Source organism: Vibrio bathopelagicus (genome assembly GCF_014879975.1).
In the GTDB taxonomy this organism is placed as follows: Bacteria; Pseudomonadota; Gammaproteobacteria; order Enterobacterales; family Vibrionaceae; genus Vibrio; species Vibrio bathopelagicus.
In genome coordinates this window covers 604,462-624,768 of record NZ_CP062500.1, presented here as the reverse complement: position 1 = coordinate 624,768, position 20,307 = coordinate 604,462, and the positions used below count along the sequence as shown (strand labels likewise).

Sequence of the window (20,307 nt, the reverse complement as noted above, 5' to 3'; positions counted from 1 at the left end):
TAAACATAGTTTTAATGACTAATGTGACAATAATAGGTAAGGATTAGTTCAAGAATGGCTTTTCTGTCCTAGGAGTAACATCTTTGGGGATATTGGTATAAAATAGCAGACAATTTTGAACAATAAATTAGGATCGATCGGCAATGGCTGAATACGTATATACCATGTCTCGGGTGAGCAAAACTGTTCCACCTAAGCGTCAAATTCTTAAAGACATTTCTCTTAGCTTTTTTCCTGGCGCTAAAATCGGTGTTTTGGGTCTAAATGGTTCAGGTAAATCTACCCTACTACGTATCATGGCTGGTATTGATACTGATATTGATGGTGAAGCTCGTGCACAACAAGGTCTTAAAGTCGGTTACCTACCGCAAGAGCCTGTACTAGACGAATCAAAAACAGTGCGTGAAATCGTAGAAGAAGCGGTTTCCGATGTTGCAGACGCACTTAAGCGTATCGATGCGGTTTACGCGGCTTATGCTGAACCAGATGCAGATTTCGATGCTCTTGCTAAAGAACAAGGCGAGCTTGAAGCACTTATCCAAGCGAAAGATGGTCACAACCTAGAGACAGCTCTAGAGCGTGCTGCTGATGCACTTCGTCTTCCTGAATGGGATGCGAAAATCGAATTTCTTTCAGGTGGTGAACGTCGTCGTGTTGCGATCTGTCGTCTACTTCTAGAGAAGCCAGACATGCTGCTTCTTGATGAACCAACCAACCACTTGGATGCAGAATCAGTCGCTTGGCTTGAGCACTTCCTTGTTGATTACAGCGGTACTGTTGTGGCAATTACCCACGACCGTTACTTCCTAGACAACGCTGCTGGCTGGATTCTAGAACTTGACCGTGGTGAAGGTATTCCATGGGAAGGTAACTACACATCTTGGCTAGAGCAGAAAGATGAGCGTCTGAAGCAAGAGAAATCAGGCGAAAGCGCACGTCAAAAGACGATCGAGAAAGAACTTGAGTGGGTTCGTCAGAATCCTAAAGGCCGTCAGGCTAAGTCTAAAGCTCGTATGGCTCGTTTTGAAGAACTGACGACTGGCCAATACCAGAAACGTAACGAAACCAACGAACTGTTCATCCCGCCAGGTGAGCGTTTAGGTGACAAGGTACTTGAAGTTAAGAACCTAACTAAGTCATTTGGTGACCGCGTTCTTATCGACGACCTATCATTCAGCATGCCTAAAGGCGCTATCGTCGGTATCGTTGGTGCCAACGGTGCCGGTAAATCGACACTGTTTAAGATGCTAAGTGGCGCTGAACAGCCAGATTCAGGCACAGTTGAACTTGGCGAAACGGTTAAGCTTGCTTCTGTTGATCAGTTCCGTGACAGCATGGATGACACAAAAACAGTATTCCAAGAGATCTCTGAAGGCGCTGATATCATTAAGATCAACAACTTCGAAATCCCTGCTCGTGCATACTGCTCTCGCTTCAACTTCAAAGGCAACGACCAACAGAAAATCATCGGTCAGCTTTCTGGTGGTGAGCGTAACCGTGTTCACCTAGCGAAACTGCTAAAAGCGGGCGGTAACGTACTGCTACTCGATGAACCAACCAATGACCTTGATGTCGAAACTCTACGTGCACTTGAAGAAGCGCTGCTTGAGTTCCCTGGCTGTGCAATGGTTATCTCGCATGACCGTTGGTTCCTTGACCGTATTGCGACCCATATCTTAGACTACCGTGATGAAGGTCAAGTTAACTTCTACGAAGGTAACTATACTGAGTACACAGAGTGGCTGAAGAAGACTCTGGGTGCACAAGCGGCTGAACCGCACCGTATCAAGTACAAGCGTATTACTAAGTAAATTAGCTTGTATTTTGAACAAAGGCCGCGATAATAGCGGCCTTTGATATATCTGGCTTACTATTTACCTATTGATATAGAGAAATTACCTATGCTTGAAAGACGTCAATTTTCACGAGTAATTTATCAAGTCCCGACTGAGATTTCACAAGGACAAGTAAATGTATCAGGCTCAGTGCAAGACTTATCTCTCCATGGTTTACTCATTCAATGTGATAAATGGCAGCAACTCAGCCACGATGCTCCTGTTCAAGTCAGCTTTAAGCTCACCAACAGTGATATCAATATTCAGTTAGAAGCAACGATAGTCTCTACCATCAATACCTCAATGCGTTTACGCATAGAGCATTTAGATATTGATAGTATCAGCCACCTTAAGCGCCTTATTGAGCTTAATGTTGGCGACGATGAACTGCTTTATAGAGAGATTGAACACCTTACCGATTTAGGTAAGGAATAATATCTCCATTACCTTTTTCTATTAGAAGCATTTAGTTAATACAGAACCATGTCTAAAAAAATTTCCATTACTATTCCCTCTAACAATGGGGAACAGACGTTTTACTTCGGCCGAAAAGCCGTGCTCATGTGCACCACTGCAATTTTTTCAGTACCGCTGTTAATTGGCGGAGCTGCATACATGCACTTAGAAGGTAAACAAGAGCTCGCGATGCAAGCAGGCGATGCACAACAGTTGATTGAAACGCTGATTGTTGAAAAAGAGCAAACCGAGTTTCTTTACGCCGAGCAGGTAGAAACTAATCACTCGTTATCGCAAACACTCACCGAGAAAGAAGGCACAATTCAGCTGCTTGGTAAGCGTGTATTTGATGTGGAATCAGTACTTGGCCTTGCCGATGAAGAGCTGCTTACCGATGATGTATCTTTAGAAGATCGCATTGATGCTGCTGCAGTAGATTCAGCAGTAAGAGCCACAATGTTTCGCTTGATTCCAAACGACAGTCCTATGGCTTATCAACGTATCTCTTCTTCTTATGGCAGTCGCACTAACCCTATTTCAGGTAAACGCCATGTACATACTGGTATCGATCTGACGTGTAAGCGTGGTGAAGATATTGTCGCGCCCGCAGATGGAGTCATTGAAACGGTACGCCCAAGTAAAAAAGGCTTCGGTAACTTTATTACTATGCGTCACTCATTCGGCTTCATGAGTTCTTACGCGCACCTACAAAAATTCAAAGTTCGCAGCGGTCAGTTTGTTAGTAAAGGTGATGTGATTGCAAGTTGTGGTAACTCAGGAAACTCAACCGGGCCACACCTGCATTATGAAGTACGCTTCCTTGGTCGTTCATTGAACCCTCAATACTTAATGGACTGGACACCGGAAAACTTCAACTACGTGTTCGAGAAAGAGAAAAAGGTTAAGTGGGGTCCACTGGTTCAACTGATTGATAATGTGGTTCGCTTGCAGATCAACCTGACTAACGTGCCTTACATCAGTTCAACTATCGACACAGTATCGAGTGAAGATAGTAAAAAACCTATCACGACTAACTAGCTGTTAATTACTAAGACCTGTTGGTTTGGCCTACGATGATCTAATTGCTTTTAGACTACTGTAGGTCAACTACTTTTAGTCCTGAATTAGATAAAAAAAGAGCGACCTGATGGTCGCTCTTTTTTATGATTTCAAATAGTGATTAGCCACGATGAATCGAGTCATGTGCTTGTTTTAAAAGGTTTTGGCTCTCTTGCAAGAACTGCTGTGAGTAGTCGCCAAACCAATCACTGACTTGATTAAAGCTATCAACAAACTTGGCTTTATCTTTCCCATCCAAGATTTCTAATGCTTCACCGAAACGACTATGGAAACGTCGAATCATCTCAATATTCTCATCTGAAGAAAGAATGATATCGCCGTACAAGTTCGGGTCTTGAGCAAACAGACGGCCAACCATCGCAATCTCAAGTCGGTAGATTGGCGAGCTTAGTTTCAGAAGCTGATCAATGTTCGGGTTCTCTTTACTCAGGTGTAAGCCGTAAGCAAACGAGGTGAAGTGACGAAGTGCTTGAATCAAAGTCATACCATGGTCGTGTTCAGCAGCATCCATTTGGCACAGACTCGCGCCCCAGATACCAAATTGATTCAGTAACCATTGGTAGCTTTCAGAACCACGCCCATCACTGTAAACAATCACTTGTTTCGCAAGGCTTGGAACATCAGGACCAAACATTGGGTGTAATCCAACCACTGGACCTTGGTGCATGTTCATCATTGCTTGCAGAGGCTTTGATTTAATCGACGTCAAATCACAAAGAATACAATCGCTTGGTAGGTTACCCAGCTTCGCAATGACACCTTCTGTTAGGTGAATTGGAACCGTTACAACCACAAGGCCAGCATTATCTAAGATCTCATCGGCTTTATCCCAATCTTGGCTGCCAAGGATTTTCACTTCGTAGCCAGAAAGCTTGAACATACGGCCAAACAGGCCGCCAAGTTGACCATTACCACCCACGATAACCACTGAACGCAACTCTGGGTTAAGACACTTAAAACCAGAATCTTTTTCACTGGCATAAGACTCACGCATAGTACGACGCAAAATATCTTCGATTAACTGCGGCGGAACCCCTATTTTCTCGGCTTCTTGACGACGAGATGCCAACATCGCGGCTTCACGTTCCGGTACATAAATAGGTAAACCATGTTCACTTTTTACTTCGCCTACTTTCTCTACTAGAGCAAGTCGTTGAGCCAGTAAATCCAACATTTGTTTATCGACAGCATCGATTTGGTCGCGTAATTCGTTCAGTTCAACGGCCATTTTATTCCTTACTAATCTATAAGCCCGTACTAATCTAAAAGCCCGCATTGACGCAGGTTCGTTAGCGACAGATCTTAAAATGCCCCATTAGATGAGGCACTTAAATTTAAACTCTGACTAACCTTTCAGGCGGTTCTCTAAAAACGGGACTAACTCCGTATGTGCATGTTTCAATAGTGCCTCAGTTGACTCCCAATTGATACACGCGTCGGTAATAGAAACGCCGTATTCCATCTCATTTAGAGGAATATCTGACGGCTGATTACCTTCGTTAATATGGCTCTCAATCATCAGGCCAATAATCGATTTATTGCCTTCACGCACTTGGTGGATAACGTCTTCAGCAACCAATGGTTGACGACGGAAATCTTTGCGAGAGTTTGCGTGGCTGCAATCAACCATCAACGCAGCTTCTAAACCAGATTTACCCAGTTCTTGTTCACATTCATGTACCGATACTGAATCGTAGTTCGTTTGCTTACCACCACGTAAAATAACGTGACCATTTGGGTTACCCTGAGTCGTTAGCAGTGCAACCTCACCTTCGCGGCTGATACCCATGAAACGGTGACTAGAAGAAGCAGCCTGCATCGCATTAATTGCAGTACCTAAGTTACCGTCAGTACCATTCTTAAAGCCAATTGGCATTGAAAGGCCACTTGCCATTTCACGGTGAGTTTGAGATTCAGTGGTACGTGCGCCAATCGCAGCCCAGCTGAATGTATCTGCTAAGTATTGGGGGCTGATTGGGTCTAGTGCTTCTGTCGCTAATGGGATTTCCATCTCAGCTAGCTCAACTAAAAGCTCACGACCAACATGCAGACCATGCTCAATATCGAACGTACCATCTAGATGTGGGTCGTTGATCAAACCTTTCCAACCAACAGTGGTACGAGGCTTTTCAAAGTAAACACGCATAACAATATACAGTTGGTCGCTCAGTTCTTCAGAAAGTGCTTTAAGGCGTTTTGCGTACTCTTTCGCAGCTTCTAGATCGTGAATAGAACATGGGCCACACACAATTAGCATACGGTGATCTTTCTTATGAATGATATTCGCAATCGTTTCACGAGACTCTTGAATAAAACGACGAGCATTATCGCTCAAAGGTAATTTCGCTTTTAACTCCTCTGGAGTAATCAGTACCTGTTCGTCGATGATATTGACATTGCTTAATTCACTTTTTTGCATAACTCAACCTGTATATTTATTTTTACACCCAAGACATCCACATGGGCTAACAATCTTTAAAAACACAATAACAGCTACAAAAACGATTGCAAGTGTAAACAATAAAAAACATTTAGTGTAAATTTAAGTTTACATATTAACTTTAGTTCGTTATGAGACACAAATAGGACTAAACCACGCTTCACACATACAAAAAAGGCGATATTTTTCATATCGCCTTCTTAAAACTTATAGAGTGTTTATTTATCACCCAGCGTTTAACATTCGCTTAATTTGTTCTGAGGCCTCTTTCCATCGGCTATCCGAGTGAAGAGTCGGTAAATCAAAGTTGTGCTTTTTAAGCAATGAGTTGGCTAAAGGCACCTCTTGAATAGCTAAGTGATCAAGAGCTTCAATTTGTGCATCTCGTTTATTACACATCAACACCATGTCGCAACCCGCATTCAGAGCGGTCTTCGCTCTGTCGGCTGGCCCTCCCATAATCGCAGCACCTTCCATAGTTAGGTCATCAGAGAACACCAAGCCTTTAAATCCAAGCTGTTGCTTCAAGACTTTCTGCAACCAATACTCAGAGCCACTCGCTGGCTGATCATCATAGTGAGAAAAAACCACGTGCGCAGGCATCATCGCATCTAATATTCCAGCTTCAATTTGAGCCTTGAAGATCGCCATATCAGTTTCAAAGATATCGTCTCTAGGATCGTAAGGCGTTTCAAGGTGCGAATCAGCAATCACGCCACCGTGTCCTGGGAAGTGCTTCCCTGTTGTCGCCATTCCAACCGATTTCATGCCCTTAATAAAAGCACTGCTGTGGCGAACGATGGTATCAATATCTTCACCAAACGCTCGGCTACCAATCGCTTTACAGTCGTGACCTTTGTCTAAAACAGGCGCAAAGCTCAGATCGATATCATGGGCAATCAACTCTGCCGCCATCAACCAACCCGCTTGTTCTGCTAATTGTTCGCCATTATTCTTGGTCGCAAATTCCTGAGCTGCCGGGATAATTGAAAAACCGTCGCGAAAACGCTGAACTCGACCACCTTCTTGGTCGACACCGATTAAAATAGGACGTTTTGCAACTTTGCGGATCTCTTTATTTAACGCCGATAGCTGTTTGCTATCGTGGTAGTTTCTAGCAAATAAGATGAGACCACCAACGGTTGGGTGCTCTAAAATTTCTCTGTCTTCAGCTGTTAGCTCATAGCCCGCAACATCTACCCACAACGGTCCCATACAATGTCCTTCTATTGCTTAAATTCTGCTACTGCAGATTTGCTTTGTTCAATTAATTGATCGGCTTGCTCTTCCTGCTGAGTTAACGCAATGAACAACAAGTCAGTAATAAAAAGTTGGCTATCACGAGCAGTTATAGATGAACTGCGAATATGATTTTCGTCGGCTGCTGATATCAACTTAATATCAGCGTATTTGTCTAAAGCAGAAGGTGATAACTGACTAATCACAATCACTTTGGCCTTTTTAGATCTGGCTAGCTGAGCAACCTTCACCACTTCTCTGGTGTTTCCAGAATAAGAAATCGCAATCAACACATCGTTTTCAGAAAGAGAAGCGGCATTGGCAATTTGAATATGGGCATCCTGCTCTGCATTGGCGGCGTGGCCTATTTTCATCAACTTATAAGCAAGATCTTTCGCTACCAATGATGAGGCGCCTACACCTGAGATCTGCACCTTACGCGCAAGATGCAAAATATCTGCGGCATGGTTTAACTGCTCACCTTCGTTTAATAGCACAGTACGCTCAAGCGATTGTGTTTTGCTTGCAAGAAGTTTGTCCATCACCATGTCGGGCGGATCTTTACGAGTGATCGTGCCATGTATGCCACGTTGAGATACGGGCTGATAAGTCATATCGCTTTGGTAGAGTTTGACCTTCATTTCTGAAAACCCTTTATAACCAAGCTTCTGACTAAACTTCACTATCGTTGACTGACTCACCCCGACCGCTTTGGCCAACTCAGGCGAAGATAATTGCTTCACCTGTTGTGGGTGATCAAGAACATATCGCGCCACCAGCGCATCAGATGGAGACAGCTTGGGTAACAGCGCTTTTACTTTCGCAATGCCTTTCACTAAATGCCCTTCCCCTTCCTTCTGCCAGTTCTTCGTTATCATAACGAGTTTTGTATTTTCATTGGAATAATTATTCCTTCGTATTCTCCCATATGGAATAGCTAACACAACCTTCTGGGATCATGGTCAAAGAAAAGCATTGGTCACTATTCCACCAAGGAATAGATTTTGAAACTCATTATTCAAACTGACATTCTGAAAAAATAATTATAAGTACCCTCTACCCTATTCATGCTACGGAGCTGCTATGAATTCACTATTTACCTCACTGGACTGGGCCGTATTTGCGATATATTTCGCCATCATTGCTTTTACAGGTTGGCACTTCAGCCGAACAAAAATAACGAGCACTAAAGACTATTTCTTAGGTGGTAATTCGATGCCAATGTGGGTCGTAGCTATCTCAGTACTGGCGACATCACAATCTGCCGCGACATTTTTAGGTGGACCTGAGTCTAGTTACCGTGGTGATTTAACTTATTTAGCCACCAATATTGGCGGCATTATTGGTGCCATCTTCGTTGCCTTGGTACTTATCCCTCGCTTCTACCAAAACAAAGTCTCAACCGTTTATGAGCTACTGAAAGTGCGCTTTGGCGAGAAAACCAAACAGCGTGCAGGAGTGATGTATTTGGTCGGTAGAGTGTTTGCTTCAGGAGCTCGCCTCTACATGGCAGCGATTGCGGTCTCCATGATTCTGTTTACCAATATTGACCCTAGCAGTGTAGTGACTTCGGTTGTCATTTTGGTGGCTGTCGGCCTTGCTTATACCTACATGGGTGGCATTCGTTCGGTCATCTGGAGCGACCTTATCCAACTTGTGGTTTATGTCGGTGCGGCCATTGCTGTGATCATCTATTTATTGGGACAAATTCCAGCCGACTTCAGTCAAATAGCTCAAGTACTGGCAAACCCTGGCGAAGGCCAATCTTCTAAGCTGACCTTACTCGATTTCACTCTCGACTTTAGCCCTGCAGGCACCTTTAGTTTCTGGGCATGTATCACTGGTTTTGTCCTGTTAAACATCGGTGCATTTGGCCTTGATCAAGACATGACGCAACGTGTATTGACCTGCAAAGATGCCAAACAAGGTTCAAAGGCGATGATCAACTCAATCATCTTTTCGATTCCAGTTGTACTCGTATTCATGTCTATTGGCTTGCTACTTGTATGTCTTCTATCAAAGACCTGATCTAATGGGTTTTGAAGGCAAAGAAGTCGTGCAAAACTTTAATGGTGAAAACGTAACAATCTTCATGTATTACGTGCTGAATGAAATGCCTGCGGGTCTTCGTGGCTTAGTGACTGTTGGGGTCGTTGCCGCAGCGCTTTCAACGTTAAACTCGGGCTTAAACTCTATGTCTTCGGTTGCGGTACAAGATATCTACAAGCCTTGGTTAGAAGCACGCAAAGGAGGGCAGGATGACTTCCATTACGTGAAAGCTGGACGCGTTGGTATGGCTGTAGCAGCAGTCGCTCTGGGTAGCATGGGCATATTGTGTTACTACTGGCAGCAATACACCGACATGCCACTGTTATCATTTGCACTGAGTGTGATGGTGTTTGCCTACACAGGTTTACTGGGCGTGTACTTCACTGCAATCTTTACTGAACGTGGCAACGAAACCTCGGTTGCTCTAGCCCTTATTGCAGGCTTCTTAACGACATTACTGATGCAAGCTTACGTGTGGGATAGCGTGATGGGCGTAATTAACGCTGACTGGGTTGGTGTTCGATTGGCTTTCCCTTATCAATTATGTATTGGCACCTTTGTCTCGTTGGTTGTCTGCCTAGCAGGTAAAAAACAGACTCAAGAAGTCAACAAGCTACAAACGGTCTAGTGAATGATTACACACACTTTGGCAGTCGATGGCGGCGGTACAAAAACCGCTGTCAGGCTTAAGAAAATAGAGCCCACATCAATAGTGATTGAGGAGTTAATTTTACCGGCGACTTCACTGACCCTATACGGTGAAGCTGCGGTGACTCAACTCACTCATTATATTGATGAAATTCTAGCGACAAACCAGATAATACCGAAACAATGTTATATTGTGTTGGGTGTTGCGGGAGCGGGTAATACGCAGCTAAAGTCCAAGTTAAAGTCCGCTTTAGCGCATTGTCCTCACCTGTACATCACAACCGATGCGGAAGCATCAGTATTTGGTGCCAATGCCGGACAAGGAGTCAATTGTATCGCCGTAGGGACTGGTTCAGTTGCCATTCAATTGAACTCCCTACATGAGACTCTGCAATTTGGCGGATGGGGATTTCCAATTGGCGACCAAGGCGGTGGCGCTTGGCTTGGCTTTCGAGCGGTTCAACAGACCCTCACCGAGTTCGACAGTCAGGGGGCATCTCTGACTCGCGATTTAGTCATGAAGAAAACCGGTAGCAAACGTAGCCAAATATTAGAATGGATTAGCCAAGCAAACGCGACTGATTATGCTCAATTTGCAAGAGCTCTGGTCGACATTGAATCACAATGCCAAACAGCAAAAGCGATTATAGAACAAGGTACCACTCAAATAGAGCTGCTCACTCAGGCTTGTTCTAATAACAACACGCTACCTATTATGTTCTTGGGTAGCTTAGGACAGTTCTATCGTGAGCGTCTTTCACCAGCGATTCAAGCTCGTAGTTTACATGTTCAAGGGAACGCTCTGGATGGCGCAGAAGTATTGGCTAACCAGAAGATTAATCAGCTCAACTTAGGAGACTCGTAATGAAGTCAGAGTTATACATTGGTGTGATGTCGGGAACGAGTATGGACGGCGTTGATACGGCCTTAGTTTCGATAGAAGACACTCGTATTACATTGCTCGCTCATGATGAATTCCCTATGCCAGATAATATCAAGGCCCACCTACTTGAAGTTTGTATTGGTCAGAAAACAGATTTGATTGCCATTGGCGAACTCGACCACCAGCTTGGTCATCTATTTGCTGATGCGGTTCTACAACTTCTCGACAAGTCAGATACACCTGTATCTTCTGTGACTGCCATTGGTAATCATGGCCAAACAGTATTCCACCAGCCAACCGGTGATTCGCCATTTACCATGCAGTTGGGTGACGCCAATATCATTGCCGCTAAAACACAGATTCAAACAGTCGCCGATTTCAGACGTAAAGACATGGCGCTTGGCGGGCAAGGTGCGCCATTAGTACCCGCCTTTCACCATACGATCTTTCACCCGCAAGACAGCTCGGTTGTGGTCTTGAATATTGGTGGTATCTCGAATATTTCAGTGCTGCGCCCTAATCAGCCAACTCTTGGTTATGATACTGGCCCGGGCAATATGTTGATGGATGCTTGGGTAGATAAACATACGGGTGAGAAATTTGACCGTGATGCACTGTTCGCGCTAAAAGGCCAACTCAATCAAGCTTTACTCGAACAGCTGTTGAATGAATCTTATCTATCCCAAATGCCACCGAAAAGCACTGGCAGAGAGCTGTTTAATCTACCGTGGCTAGAGCAACAATTAACAGAGTTTAAAGACCTTGCAGCAGAAGATGTTCAGCGCACACTTTGTGAATACACCGCATTGACGATAGCCAGTGAAGTGGAGGATTATCGCTTGGGTAGCCAACCTGCACTTTATGTATGTGGCGGTGGTACGAGAAATCCATTGTTGATGAAGAGACTGTCTGAACTGCTTCCTAGCTGGGAGGTTGAGTCGACCACCAGTAAAGGCGTTGATGCCGATTACATGGAAGCCATGGCCTTTGCATGGCTTGCTCAACGTCATGTTCATCAACTACCCAGCAATTTACCAGAAGTGACTGGCGCAAGTAGAGCTGCCTCTCTAGGCGTTCTATATCGTGCAGATTAACTTGATAGCCGTGCTAACTTAGTAACAATACTGATTTCACGGTGCTGTCTAAACAATTTTAGAACCATCATTTTAGAATCACCATTTAAGGATCATTATGAGTAACGACGCTCTCATATCAGCGCTCTCGCACCTCGTTTCGGAGGGGAGAAACCCTGACACTATGGATATTGATCTGCTCACCTCTCTCGAAGTGGTTGAAAAGATTAACCAACAAGACAAACAGGTCCCACTGGCGATCGAAGCCGAACTGCCACAGATCGCGAAAGCGGTTGATAAGATCGCTCACGCCTTTCAAAACGGCGGTCGACTGATCTATATGGGTGCGGGCACCAGTGGCCGATTAGGTGTTTTAGATGCCTCAGAATGCCCTCCGACTTTCGGTGTTTCAGACAAAATGGTTATCGGTCTAATAGCTGGCGGACCAGAAGCGATTTTAAAAGCCAAAGAGGGAGCTGAAGATTCGCTGACTCTCGGTATTGAAGACCTGAAAGCCATTCAATTTACAGAAAAGGATGTCGTGGTAGGCATCGCAGCCAGTGGTCGCACACCTTACGTGATTGGTGCACTCAACTATGCCAATCAGATTGGCGCGGTGACGGTTGCGCTGTCTTGTAACCCAGGTTCTCCAATTGCCGAGATTGCTCAAATCGCAATTAGCCCAGTAGTTGGCCCAGAAGCCTTAACGGGGTCAACTCGTTTGAAATCAGGGACAGCACAAAAACTAGTACTTAATATGCTCACCACTGCGAGCATGATTCGTATTGGTAAGAGTTATCAGAACCTGATGGTCGATGTAAAAGCGACCAATGAGAAGTTGGTTGCCCGCGCTGCTCGTATCGTTATTCAAGCAACTGAATGTGATAAAGCACTGGCAGTATCGACGCTGAAAACCACCGATTACGACGTTAAGCTGGCGATTTTGATGATCCTGACAGGGCTCGATTTTGAATCGGCCAAAGCTCAGCTTGACCAACAACACGGCTTCTTAAGAAAAGCGGTCGAGAATAATCAGTAAACGCCGATTAGTCTTCGATACTGATGAAAGCGTGATACAAAAAACCAGTACACATGAGGTACTGGTTTTTTTATTTAGCTAGATGTTTTTTATTTAGCTAGATGTTTTTTATTTAGCAAGATAGTGAATTAACCGTAAGCCGGATTAATAATCGTTCGAGAACTCATCCCAACCACGTTGCCATTCCATACGAAAACGTTGAGCGTCTTCTGTACCAGAACACACACCTTCATATACCTGACCAGACAAACCAATCTGATAAGCATGGTTAGGGTTGCAGAACTCGGTCACACCTAAGTGATAACCTTCTGTATAACTGGCTTGATCAACAGCACCAAGCTCAGTCATCTCTGAATACGAACGCTGAGTATGGCCCTTGATGCCATCACGGTAGCCAATCTCTTGCCAATTACCTTCAGCCGCTAAATCTTGAACATTAGCGCTGCATCCTGCAAGGCTAAATGCCACGGCGAATAGTGCGATTATTTTTTTCATTTCAGTCCTTTATATTTACCTAACCACTTCCTGACGAAGCGTTGCCTTTGTGCTGATTCTCCGCTGAACGAGTACTGATGTCCACTCATTGTCTCATGTTCTCCGCTTGAGACTGATACAGACCACTCAAGAGCAGCAACCTACCGCCCACAGCTTCAATCCACCTCTCTGCTAGATCTATCAACCTGTCTACTGGGTCAATAAGCCGCTCGACACAAAGAATCAACCACTCCGTGAAGATGACAAACCACTCAATCAGTTATAGCACCACTAAATTGGCTATTCGACCACTAACTCCAGTAGCGGAAGTTTCTTCTCATCGACTCCTTTAATATACACCCTGACTTAATTAATACATTCAGGGATAACAAATTATGATGTGGTTTCTTACCTGCGTCGCAGCACTCATTGGTGGCTACTTTATTTACGGTGCCTTTATCGAGAAGATTTTCGGTATCAATGAAAAGCGTCAAACCCCAGCGCATACCAAGCAAGACGGCGTGGACTACGTTCCAATGTCGACGCCAAAGGTTTACCTAGTTCAACTGCTTAACATTGCAGGTGTCGGTCCAATCTTCGGCCCTATCATGGGTGCCCTTTACGGCCCAGCAGCAATGCTTTGGATTGTACTAGGTTGTATCTTCGCAGGTGCAGTACACGACTACTTCTCAGGTATGTTATCTATCCGTAATGGCGGCGCTTCGGTTCCAACCATCACTGGACGTTACCTAGGCAATGGCGCAAAACACTTTATGAACATCTTTGCCATTGTTCTACTGCTTCTTGTTGGTGTGGTATTCGTTTCTGCTCCTGCCGGCATGATCACTAACCTAGTGAACGACCAAACTGATTTCGTAATGTCTGCAAGCACTATGGTTGTTATCATCTTTGCTTACTACATCATCGCAACGATTGTCCCTGTCGATAAAATCATTGGTCGCTTCTACCCACTGTTCGGTGCACTACTTATCTTTATGTCTGTTGGCCTAATCACGGCGATTGGTCTATCTGACGAACACCAAATCATGGGTGGTTTTGAGATGAGCGACATGTTCACCAACATGAACCCGAATGACCTACCACTTTGGCCTGCTCTATTCATCACCATCGCATGTGGTGCTATCTCTGGCTTCCACGCAACTCAGTCTCCTTTGATGGCGCGTTGTATGGAAAACGAGAAGAACGGCCGCTTCGTATTCTACGGCGCAATGATTGGTGAAGGCATCATCGCTCTAATCTGGTGTGCACTTGCTCTGTCGTTCTTCGGTTCAGTTGAGTCTTTGTCTGACGCGATTGCAAATGGTGGTCCAGGTAACGTGGTATACAGCGCTTCATTTGGCCTACTGGGTGTATTTGGCGGTATCCTTGCTTTCCTTGGCGTGGTTATCCTACCTATCACTTCTGGTGACACAGCGTTCCGTTCAAGCCGTCTTATCCTTGCTGAATACTTCAACATGGAACAGAAAACGCTGCGTAACCGACTATTAATGGCACTACCGTTATTCGTTCTTGGTGGCATCCTGACTCAAGTAGATTTCGGTATCATCTGGCGCTACTTCGGTTTTGCTAACCAATCAACAGCAGTAATGATGCTGTGGACTGCTTCAGCTTACCTACTTCGTCACAACAAACTGCACTGGGTAACAACGGTTCCAGCTATCTTCATGACGTCTGTGTGTATCACATTCATCCTGAACAACAGCCAACTAGGTTTTGGTCTACCTATGCAAATCTCAACAATCGTAGGTGTGGTTTCATCTCTACTGATTACGGCTTACGTTATCAAGATTTCAAAAGGCAAAGGCGATATCGACCTAGCTGACGACGAGCAAGATCAAGAGTCAAAACCAGTTACTAAAACAGCCTAGTTCTTTAAGGCTCTTGATAACAAGAAACCAATCTTCATAGAAAGAGACAAAAGAACTGCCAAGCACAACTTCGCTTGCTCCCGCAATCACTCGGTGATTCGTGGAAATTAAAACTAAAGCCCGTCCACTGTGATGGGCTTTATTGTTTGTAGGCGTTAGTGCTCCGACTCTGGGAGGCCGATATAACCAATGAAAAGACAAGCAAAGCTACCGTTACCCCGCAATGAGCTTTACACTTAACAAGCGTCTCAATAGGTGAAAATATGGAACTCATTCTCTCTCTTCTGCAACAAACTTGTGTCTACTTAGTGATTGCTTACATGCTCAGTAAGACTCCACTGATTCTCCCTTTGTTGAGCATCTCTTCACGCTTAAGTCATAAAATCAGCTGCTACGTTCTGTTTTCCCTGTTCTGTATTATGGGCACCTATTTTGGATTACAGATTAATGATGCCATCGCTAACACCCGTGCGATGGGAGCGGTAATGGGCGGTCTGTTCGGTGGTCCGGTTGTCGGCTTCGCGGTCGGTTTTACTGGCGGTATCCATCGTTACTCTTTGGGTGGATTCACAGATCTAGCTTGCGCGATTTCAACCACAGCAGAAGGCTTGATTGGTGGCTTGTTACACGTTTACCTCGTGAGAAAGAACAAAGCCAGCCAGCTATTTAATCCTCTAGTGGTGTTCTCTGTGACCCTTTTTGCCGAAATCATTCAGATGAGCATCTTGCTCGCAGTCGCTAAACCGTTCGAACAATCCTACGCTCTAGTCTCTGATATTGCCGCGCCAATGATCATCGCAAATTCTGTGGGTGCGGCGCTGTTCATGAGCATCATCCAAGACAGGAAAACCATCTTCGAAAAATACTCAGCGACCTTCTCTCGCCGCGCATTAACCATCGCCGAACGTTCAGTAGGTATTCTGCATGGCGGGTTTAATTCCGATAACGCACAAAAAATCGTGCGTATCGTTTACGAAGAAACCAATGTTGGTGCAGTGGCGATTACCGATCGAGAGAAAATCCTCGCGTTCGTCGGCATTGGCGATGAACACCATATTCCAAACACGCCGATTTCATCACAAAGCACCCTTACCTCGATGGAAAAAAACGACATCATCTACCTTGATGGTAAAGAGAACCCATACCAATGCTCTCTATCTCAAGATTGTAAATTAGGTTCTGCGTTAATTATTCCGTTGCGTGCAGGTAATGAAGTAGTCGGAACCATCAAACTATACGAGCCAAAACTCAAGCTATTCTCAACAATCAACATGTCGATGGCAGAAGGTATCGCTCAACTCTTGTCGAGCCAGATCCTGTTTAGCAACTATCAGCAACAGCAAACACTGCTCACCCAAGCGGAAATCAAACTGCTGCACGCTCAAGTGAACCCACACTTCTTGTTTAATGCGCTCAACACCATCAGTGCCGTTACTCGCCGTGACCCAGATAAAGCACGAGAGCTTATTCAGCATCTGTCTCACTTCTTTAGAAGTAACCTGAAGCAGAATATCAATACCGTAAAGCTCAAAGACGAGCTGGCACACGTCAATGCATACCTCACTATTGAGAAGGCTCGTTTCACCGACCGATTAGAAGTGGAGTGGGATATCGACCCACAGCTGTATGAATCGCAACTGCCGAGCTTTACCCTGCAACCACTGGTAGAAAACGCCATCAAACATGGGATATCGAATATGCTGGAAGGTGGCAAAGTGAAGATCTATAGCGAGGCTTTCGAGGGTGGGTTCAAGTTAACCGTTGAAGACAACGCTGGCAATTATCAGAAGCCATCTCAAGATCATGTCGGTTTAGGGATGGAAATTGTTGATAAACGACTCACTAATTTCTTTGGACAAGATTCAGCACTAAAAATAGAATCTCAACCACAGCAATTTACTCGAATGAGCTTTATCATACCTATACTTAATTAATGATACTTTCAGAGACGAATCGCTCCGAGTTGAAATTTAGAAGCAGACATTTAAAAGAAAAGCGCGAATCAAGCAGGGATAGAATCAAGATGAAGATTGTAGGATGTTAAAGGCACTAGTTGTCGATGATGAGCTTTTTGCTCGTGAGGAGCTGATTGAACTACTGACTGAAACCGGTGAAGTAGAAATTATTGGCCAAGCGAGTAACGCGATCGAAGGACTGAAACAGATCAACCTTCTCAAGCCGGATGTGGTGTACTTGGATATCCAAATGCCTCAAGTTACCGGGATAGAACTACTGAGCATGCTTGACCCAGACACCATGCCCTACGTGGTGTTCGTCACCGCCTACGACCAATATGCGATTCAAGCATTTGAAGACAATGCCTTTGATTACCTACTTAAACCAGTTGAGCCTTGTCGATTAAACAAGAGTGTTTGTCGTCTGAATAAAGTCATCAATCAGAACCAGAAAGCGCCAGAACAAAACATATCTGCGATTGCTCCCTGCCATTTAGAGCAAATTCCGTGTATTGGTCACAACCGTATTGTGATCATGGCAAGCCAAACGGTCGAGTGCGCTTATTCAGATATCAGTGGTGTGCATGTTCGTAGCTCATCACAAACTGCGACCTCACAGTTAACTCTGAAGATCCTAGAAGAAAAGACCGATTTGATCCGCTGTCATCGACAATATTTGATCAACATAAAATCGATCCAAGAGATCAAATTGTTAGAGAATGGATTAGCCGAGATCATTACACTGACTGGCTTTGAAGTACCTGTTAGTCGCCGTTATCTCAAAACCTTAAAAGAACAGCTCGGTCTTCAGTAACCCGTTAGAAATTCGGCGCCTTGTTTCAAGGCACGATCAAAAAAGCCAACGTATCAACGTTGGCTTTTTACTGTTCAAGAATCGACTTTGTTACGAATCGCTAGTATCACAAATCGATAGAGATTAATCGACTTGCTTAATCTGTAGCTCTTTCGGTACTTCGAAGAACATGTTCTCCTCGCGACCTTGAATCTCTTCGACTTCAGTTGCACCTAGCTCACGAATACGGTCTAAGATTTGGTTTACTAGCTCTTCAGGAGCTGAAGCACCCGCTGTCACACCAATTTTCTTTTTCCCTTCAACCCATTCAGTTTGAATGTCTTCAGGACAATCGGTTAGGTAACCTGGCGTGCCTAGCTTCTCAGCCAGCTCTTTCAAACGTGTTGAATTCGATGAGTTCTTAGAACCGACAACAATCACGACATCGACATCACCAGCCATCTCACGAATTGCGTCTTGACGGTTTTGTGTTGCGTAGCAAATATCATCTTTACGTGGCCCTTGGATCTCAGGGAATACGCGGCGTAACTCTTCAATCACATCCGCCGTTTCATCAACTGACAGCGTAGTTTGGCTAACGTAATGCAGGTTGCTTGGGTCATTCACCACGAGGTTCTGTACGTCCTCAGGCCTCTCAACCAAGTACATTCCACCGGTTTGGCTAGCGTACTGACCCATCGTGCCTTCCACTTCTGGGTGACCCGCGTGACCAATCAGAACCACTTCCATATGCTTGCGGCTAGCACGAGCAACTTCCATATGTACTTTGGTTACCAATGGGCATGTTGCATCAAATACCGTGAGTTCACGCTCTTTCGCTTCTTTACGAACCGCTTGAGAGACACCGTGAGCAGAGAAGATCACGATGTTGTCGTCTGGCACTTCACTCAGTTCTTCGACAAAAATAGCACCACGCTGCTTGAGCCCCTCAACAACAAAGCGGTTGTGCACCACTTCATGGCGAACATAGATCGGTGGCTGATACATTTCCAGTGCGCGTTCTACGATGCTGATCGCACGATCGACACCAGCACAAAAGCCACGAGGGTTAGCTAACATTATTTTCATTTCATTGCTCATCATTTACCGCGGTACTAAGGTTGTTTCTATAGAGTTCGCTGTCAGCGAGGTTCGCATTCTACAGTGAAGCGCCTAGACAGTGAAGCTCTGGGTTGTATCACACCTGTAAGGCGATGTGATTCTATCGTTACGATAGCTACTCCACCGTTAAGATAGTTATTCCAACGCTAAGATAGTTAGTCCACCGCTAAGATGTTAACGTCAAACGTAACGTCTTGGCCTGCTAATGGGTGATTAAAATCAACGGTCACTGAATCACCTGCGATATCAGTGATAATACCAGGAATTTCCATACCGTCAGGGCCAGAGAACGCCATGATAGTACCGACTTCAACATCAGTACCACCAGCAAACTTCGCTTTATCCATGTGGTGGATATGATCTGGATTAGGCATACCAAACGCATCTTGTGCTGTCAGTTCGATAGACTTTTCTGTACCCGCTTCAAGCCCAAGCAAACACGCTTCGAAGTTTTCGCTTAGGCTACCATCACCCATAACGAACTTAGCGGGTTTACCCATATTTTCGGTACTATCGGCAACTGAACCATCCTTCATTTTAATCGTAAAATGTAGAGTTACTGCTGAATCATTTTTAATTGCTGCCACGTTACTTTCCTTAGATTTCTTTATTATTTGAGGACGCGTTGTGCTTTGCTTCCTTGTTAACTGAAGCATAAAAAAAAGCGCCGTCGGAATCAACCGACAGCGCTTAAGGCTATTCTATTCTGTGAGTCATAGACTGACTTTAGGGCAATCTATTTCAAAGCGATTTACTTAATACTCATTAATGCCTGAGTAACCTATTTGCTTTCATCTTTCTTGCGAAAGCCATCTAAGATGATCATCGCAGCACCGATACAGATCCCCATATCAGCCAAGTTGAATGCAGGCCAATGGTAGGTGCCCCAGTAGAAATCTAGGTAATCAACCACAAAACCATGCACAACACGGTCGAATACGTTACCTACCGCGCCACCAATGATGATCGCATAAGCAATGTTATTCCACTTTTCTGTCGCCGGTAGTTTACTCATCCAGTATGTCAGCATACCCGTTACCGCAAATGCGATACCCGTAAATAACCAACGCTGCCATCCGCTCTGATCGCTCAGAAAGCTAAATGCTGCACCATAGTTATGAACATACAAAAAGTTAAAGAATGGCAACACCTCAATACGGTTTGCCCAACCATAACCCATGTTGTCCATGACAAAGAGTTTGATGCCGATATCAGCAAGGAACACCAGCAAAGCCAGCCATAACCAACGAACACCAGATTGTTTTAACGAAACTTCACTCATTTCTATTCCTAGTATCTACTCAGTCAAATCATCTCATTATCCACTCTCAA

General features: G+C 44.7%; 17 protein-coding genes and 1 pseudogene. 10 read left to right on the top strand and 8 right to left on the bottom strand.

Annotation, left to right across the window (positions count from 1 at the left end; genetic code table 11):
- Window positions 1-143 precede the first annotated feature (143 nt).
- The 3 genes from ettA (at window position 144) to IHV80_RS02800 (ending at window position 3,329) form a co-directional block, all read left to right on the top strand.
- On the top strand, window positions 144-1,811 hold the full coding sequence (ettA, locus tag IHV80_RS02810) for an energy-dependent translational throttle protein EttA (RefSeq protein ID WP_017110510.1): 1,668 nt from the start codon (window positions 144-146) through the stop codon (window positions 1,809-1,811).
- Between the two features lie 90 nt (window positions 1,812-1,901).
- A complete protein-coding gene (locus IHV80_RS02805) occupies window positions 1,902-2,270 on the top strand; it encodes a PilZ domain-containing protein (RefSeq protein WP_102299867.1) in 369 nt (122 codons plus the stop codon).
- Between the two features lie 48 nt (window positions 2,271-2,318).
- Entirely contained in the window at window positions 2,319-3,329 is a 1,011-nt protein-coding gene (locus tag IHV80_RS02800; protein ID WP_192889992.1) for a M23 family metallopeptidase, read from the top strand.
- Window positions 3,330-3,471: 142 nt separating this feature from the next.
- Here IHV80_RS02800 and tyrA read toward each other — a convergent pair whose 3' ends face one another.
- From tyrA to IHV80_RS02780, 4 genes are all read right to left on the bottom strand, one after another.
- Entirely contained in the window at window positions 3,472-4,599 is a 1,128-nt protein-coding gene (gene tyrA / locus IHV80_RS02795) for a bifunctional chorismate mutase/prephenate dehydrogenase (RefSeq protein ID WP_017072892.1), read from the bottom strand.
- A gap of 117 nt (window positions 4,600-4,716) precedes the next feature.
- Complete coding sequence (locus tag IHV80_RS02790; RefSeq protein WP_099167401.1) at window positions 4,717-5,790, bottom strand: 3-deoxy-7-phosphoheptulonate synthase; 1,074 nt, start codon at window positions 5,788-5,790, stop codon at window positions 4,717-4,719.
- Window positions 5,791-6,036: 246 nt separating this feature from the next.
- Window positions 6,037-7,026 (bottom strand): beta-N-acetylhexosaminidase, encoded by a 990-nt coding sequence (gene nagZ, locus IHV80_RS02785; protein ID WP_192889991.1) that lies wholly within the window; start codon window positions 7,024-7,026, stop codon window positions 6,037-6,039.
- Window positions 7,027-7,037: 11 nt separating this feature from the next.
- Entirely contained in the window at window positions 7,038-7,886 is an 849-nt protein-coding gene (locus IHV80_RS02780; protein WP_017077734.1) for a MurR/RpiR family transcriptional regulator, read from the bottom strand.
- A gap of 247 nt (window positions 7,887-8,133) precedes the next feature.
- Here IHV80_RS02780 and IHV80_RS25390 point away from each other — a divergent pair.
- From IHV80_RS25390 to murQ, 4 genes and pseudogenes are all read left to right on the top strand, one after another.
- Window positions 8,134-9,727, top strand: a pseudogene (locus tag IHV80_RS25390) (sodium:solute symporter).
- 3 nt (window positions 9,728-9,730) lie between these two features.
- Window positions 9,731-10,612 carry a BadF/BadG/BcrA/BcrD ATPase family protein gene (locus tag IHV80_RS02770; protein WP_192889990.1) on the top strand — a complete coding sequence of 294 codons (882 nt, stop codon included), beginning with the start codon at window positions 9,731-9,733 and terminating at the stop codon, window positions 10,610-10,612.
- Entirely contained in the window at window positions 10,612-11,724 is a 1,113-nt protein-coding gene (locus IHV80_RS02765; protein WP_192889989.1) for an anhydro-N-acetylmuramic acid kinase, read from the top strand. Before IHV80_RS02770 ends, IHV80_RS02765 begins: the two co-directional genes overlap by 1 nt.
- 97 nt (window positions 11,725-11,821) lie before the next feature.
- Window positions 11,822-12,742 carry an N-acetylmuramic acid 6-phosphate etherase gene (murQ, locus tag IHV80_RS02760; protein ID WP_192889988.1) on the top strand — a complete coding sequence of 307 codons (921 nt, stop codon included), beginning with the start codon at window positions 11,822-11,824 and terminating at the stop codon, window positions 12,740-12,742.
- A gap of 144 nt (window positions 12,743-12,886) precedes the next feature.
- Here murQ and IHV80_RS02755 read toward each other — a convergent pair whose 3' ends face one another.
- Window positions 12,887-13,237: a DUF2799 domain-containing protein gene (locus tag IHV80_RS02755; protein ID WP_017106769.1), complete on the bottom strand. Its 351-nt coding sequence runs from the start codon at window positions 13,235-13,237 to the stop codon at window positions 12,887-12,889.
- Between the two features lie 374 nt (window positions 13,238-13,611).
- Here IHV80_RS02755 and IHV80_RS02750 point away from each other — a divergent pair, with 374 nt between their 5' ends.
- The 3 genes from IHV80_RS02750 (at window position 13,612) to btsR (ending at window position 17,874) form a co-directional block, all read left to right on the top strand.
- Window positions 13,612-15,105: a carbon starvation CstA family protein gene (locus IHV80_RS02750; RefSeq protein ID WP_017106770.1), complete on the top strand. Its 1,494-nt coding sequence runs from the start codon at window positions 13,612-13,614 to the stop codon at window positions 15,103-15,105.
- A gap of 263 nt (window positions 15,106-15,368) precedes the next feature.
- Window positions 15,369-17,039, top strand: a complete 1,671-nt coding sequence (locus IHV80_RS02745; protein WP_192889987.1) for a sensor histidine kinase — start codon at window positions 15,369-15,371, stop codon at window positions 17,037-17,039.
- Window positions 17,040-17,142: 103 nt separating this feature from the next.
- Window positions 17,143-17,874: a two-component system response regulator BtsR gene (gene btsR / locus IHV80_RS02740; protein WP_192889986.1), complete on the top strand. Its 732-nt coding sequence runs from the start codon at window positions 17,143-17,145 to the stop codon at window positions 17,872-17,874.
- Between the two features lie 123 nt (window positions 17,875-17,997).
- On the opposite strand, the gene ispH is transcribed toward btsR, so the two are convergent.
- From ispH to lspA, 3 genes are all read right to left on the bottom strand, one after another.
- On the bottom strand, window positions 17,998-18,954 hold the full coding sequence (gene ispH, locus IHV80_RS02735) for a 4-hydroxy-3-methylbut-2-enyl diphosphate reductase (protein WP_012603278.1): 957 nt from the start codon (window positions 18,952-18,954) through the stop codon (window positions 17,998-18,000).
- Window positions 18,955-19,130: 176 nt separating this feature from the next.
- On the bottom strand, window positions 19,131-19,562 hold the full coding sequence (gene fkpB, locus IHV80_RS02730) for an FKBP-type peptidyl-prolyl cis-trans isomerase (protein WP_192889985.1): 432 nt from the start codon (window positions 19,560-19,562) through the stop codon (window positions 19,131-19,133).
- Between the two features lie 194 nt (window positions 19,563-19,756).
- Window positions 19,757-20,257: a signal peptidase II gene (gene lspA / locus IHV80_RS02725; protein ID WP_004739521.1), complete on the bottom strand. Its 501-nt coding sequence runs from the start codon at window positions 20,255-20,257 to the stop codon at window positions 19,757-19,759.
- Window positions 20,258-20,307: the final 50 nt, after the last annotated feature.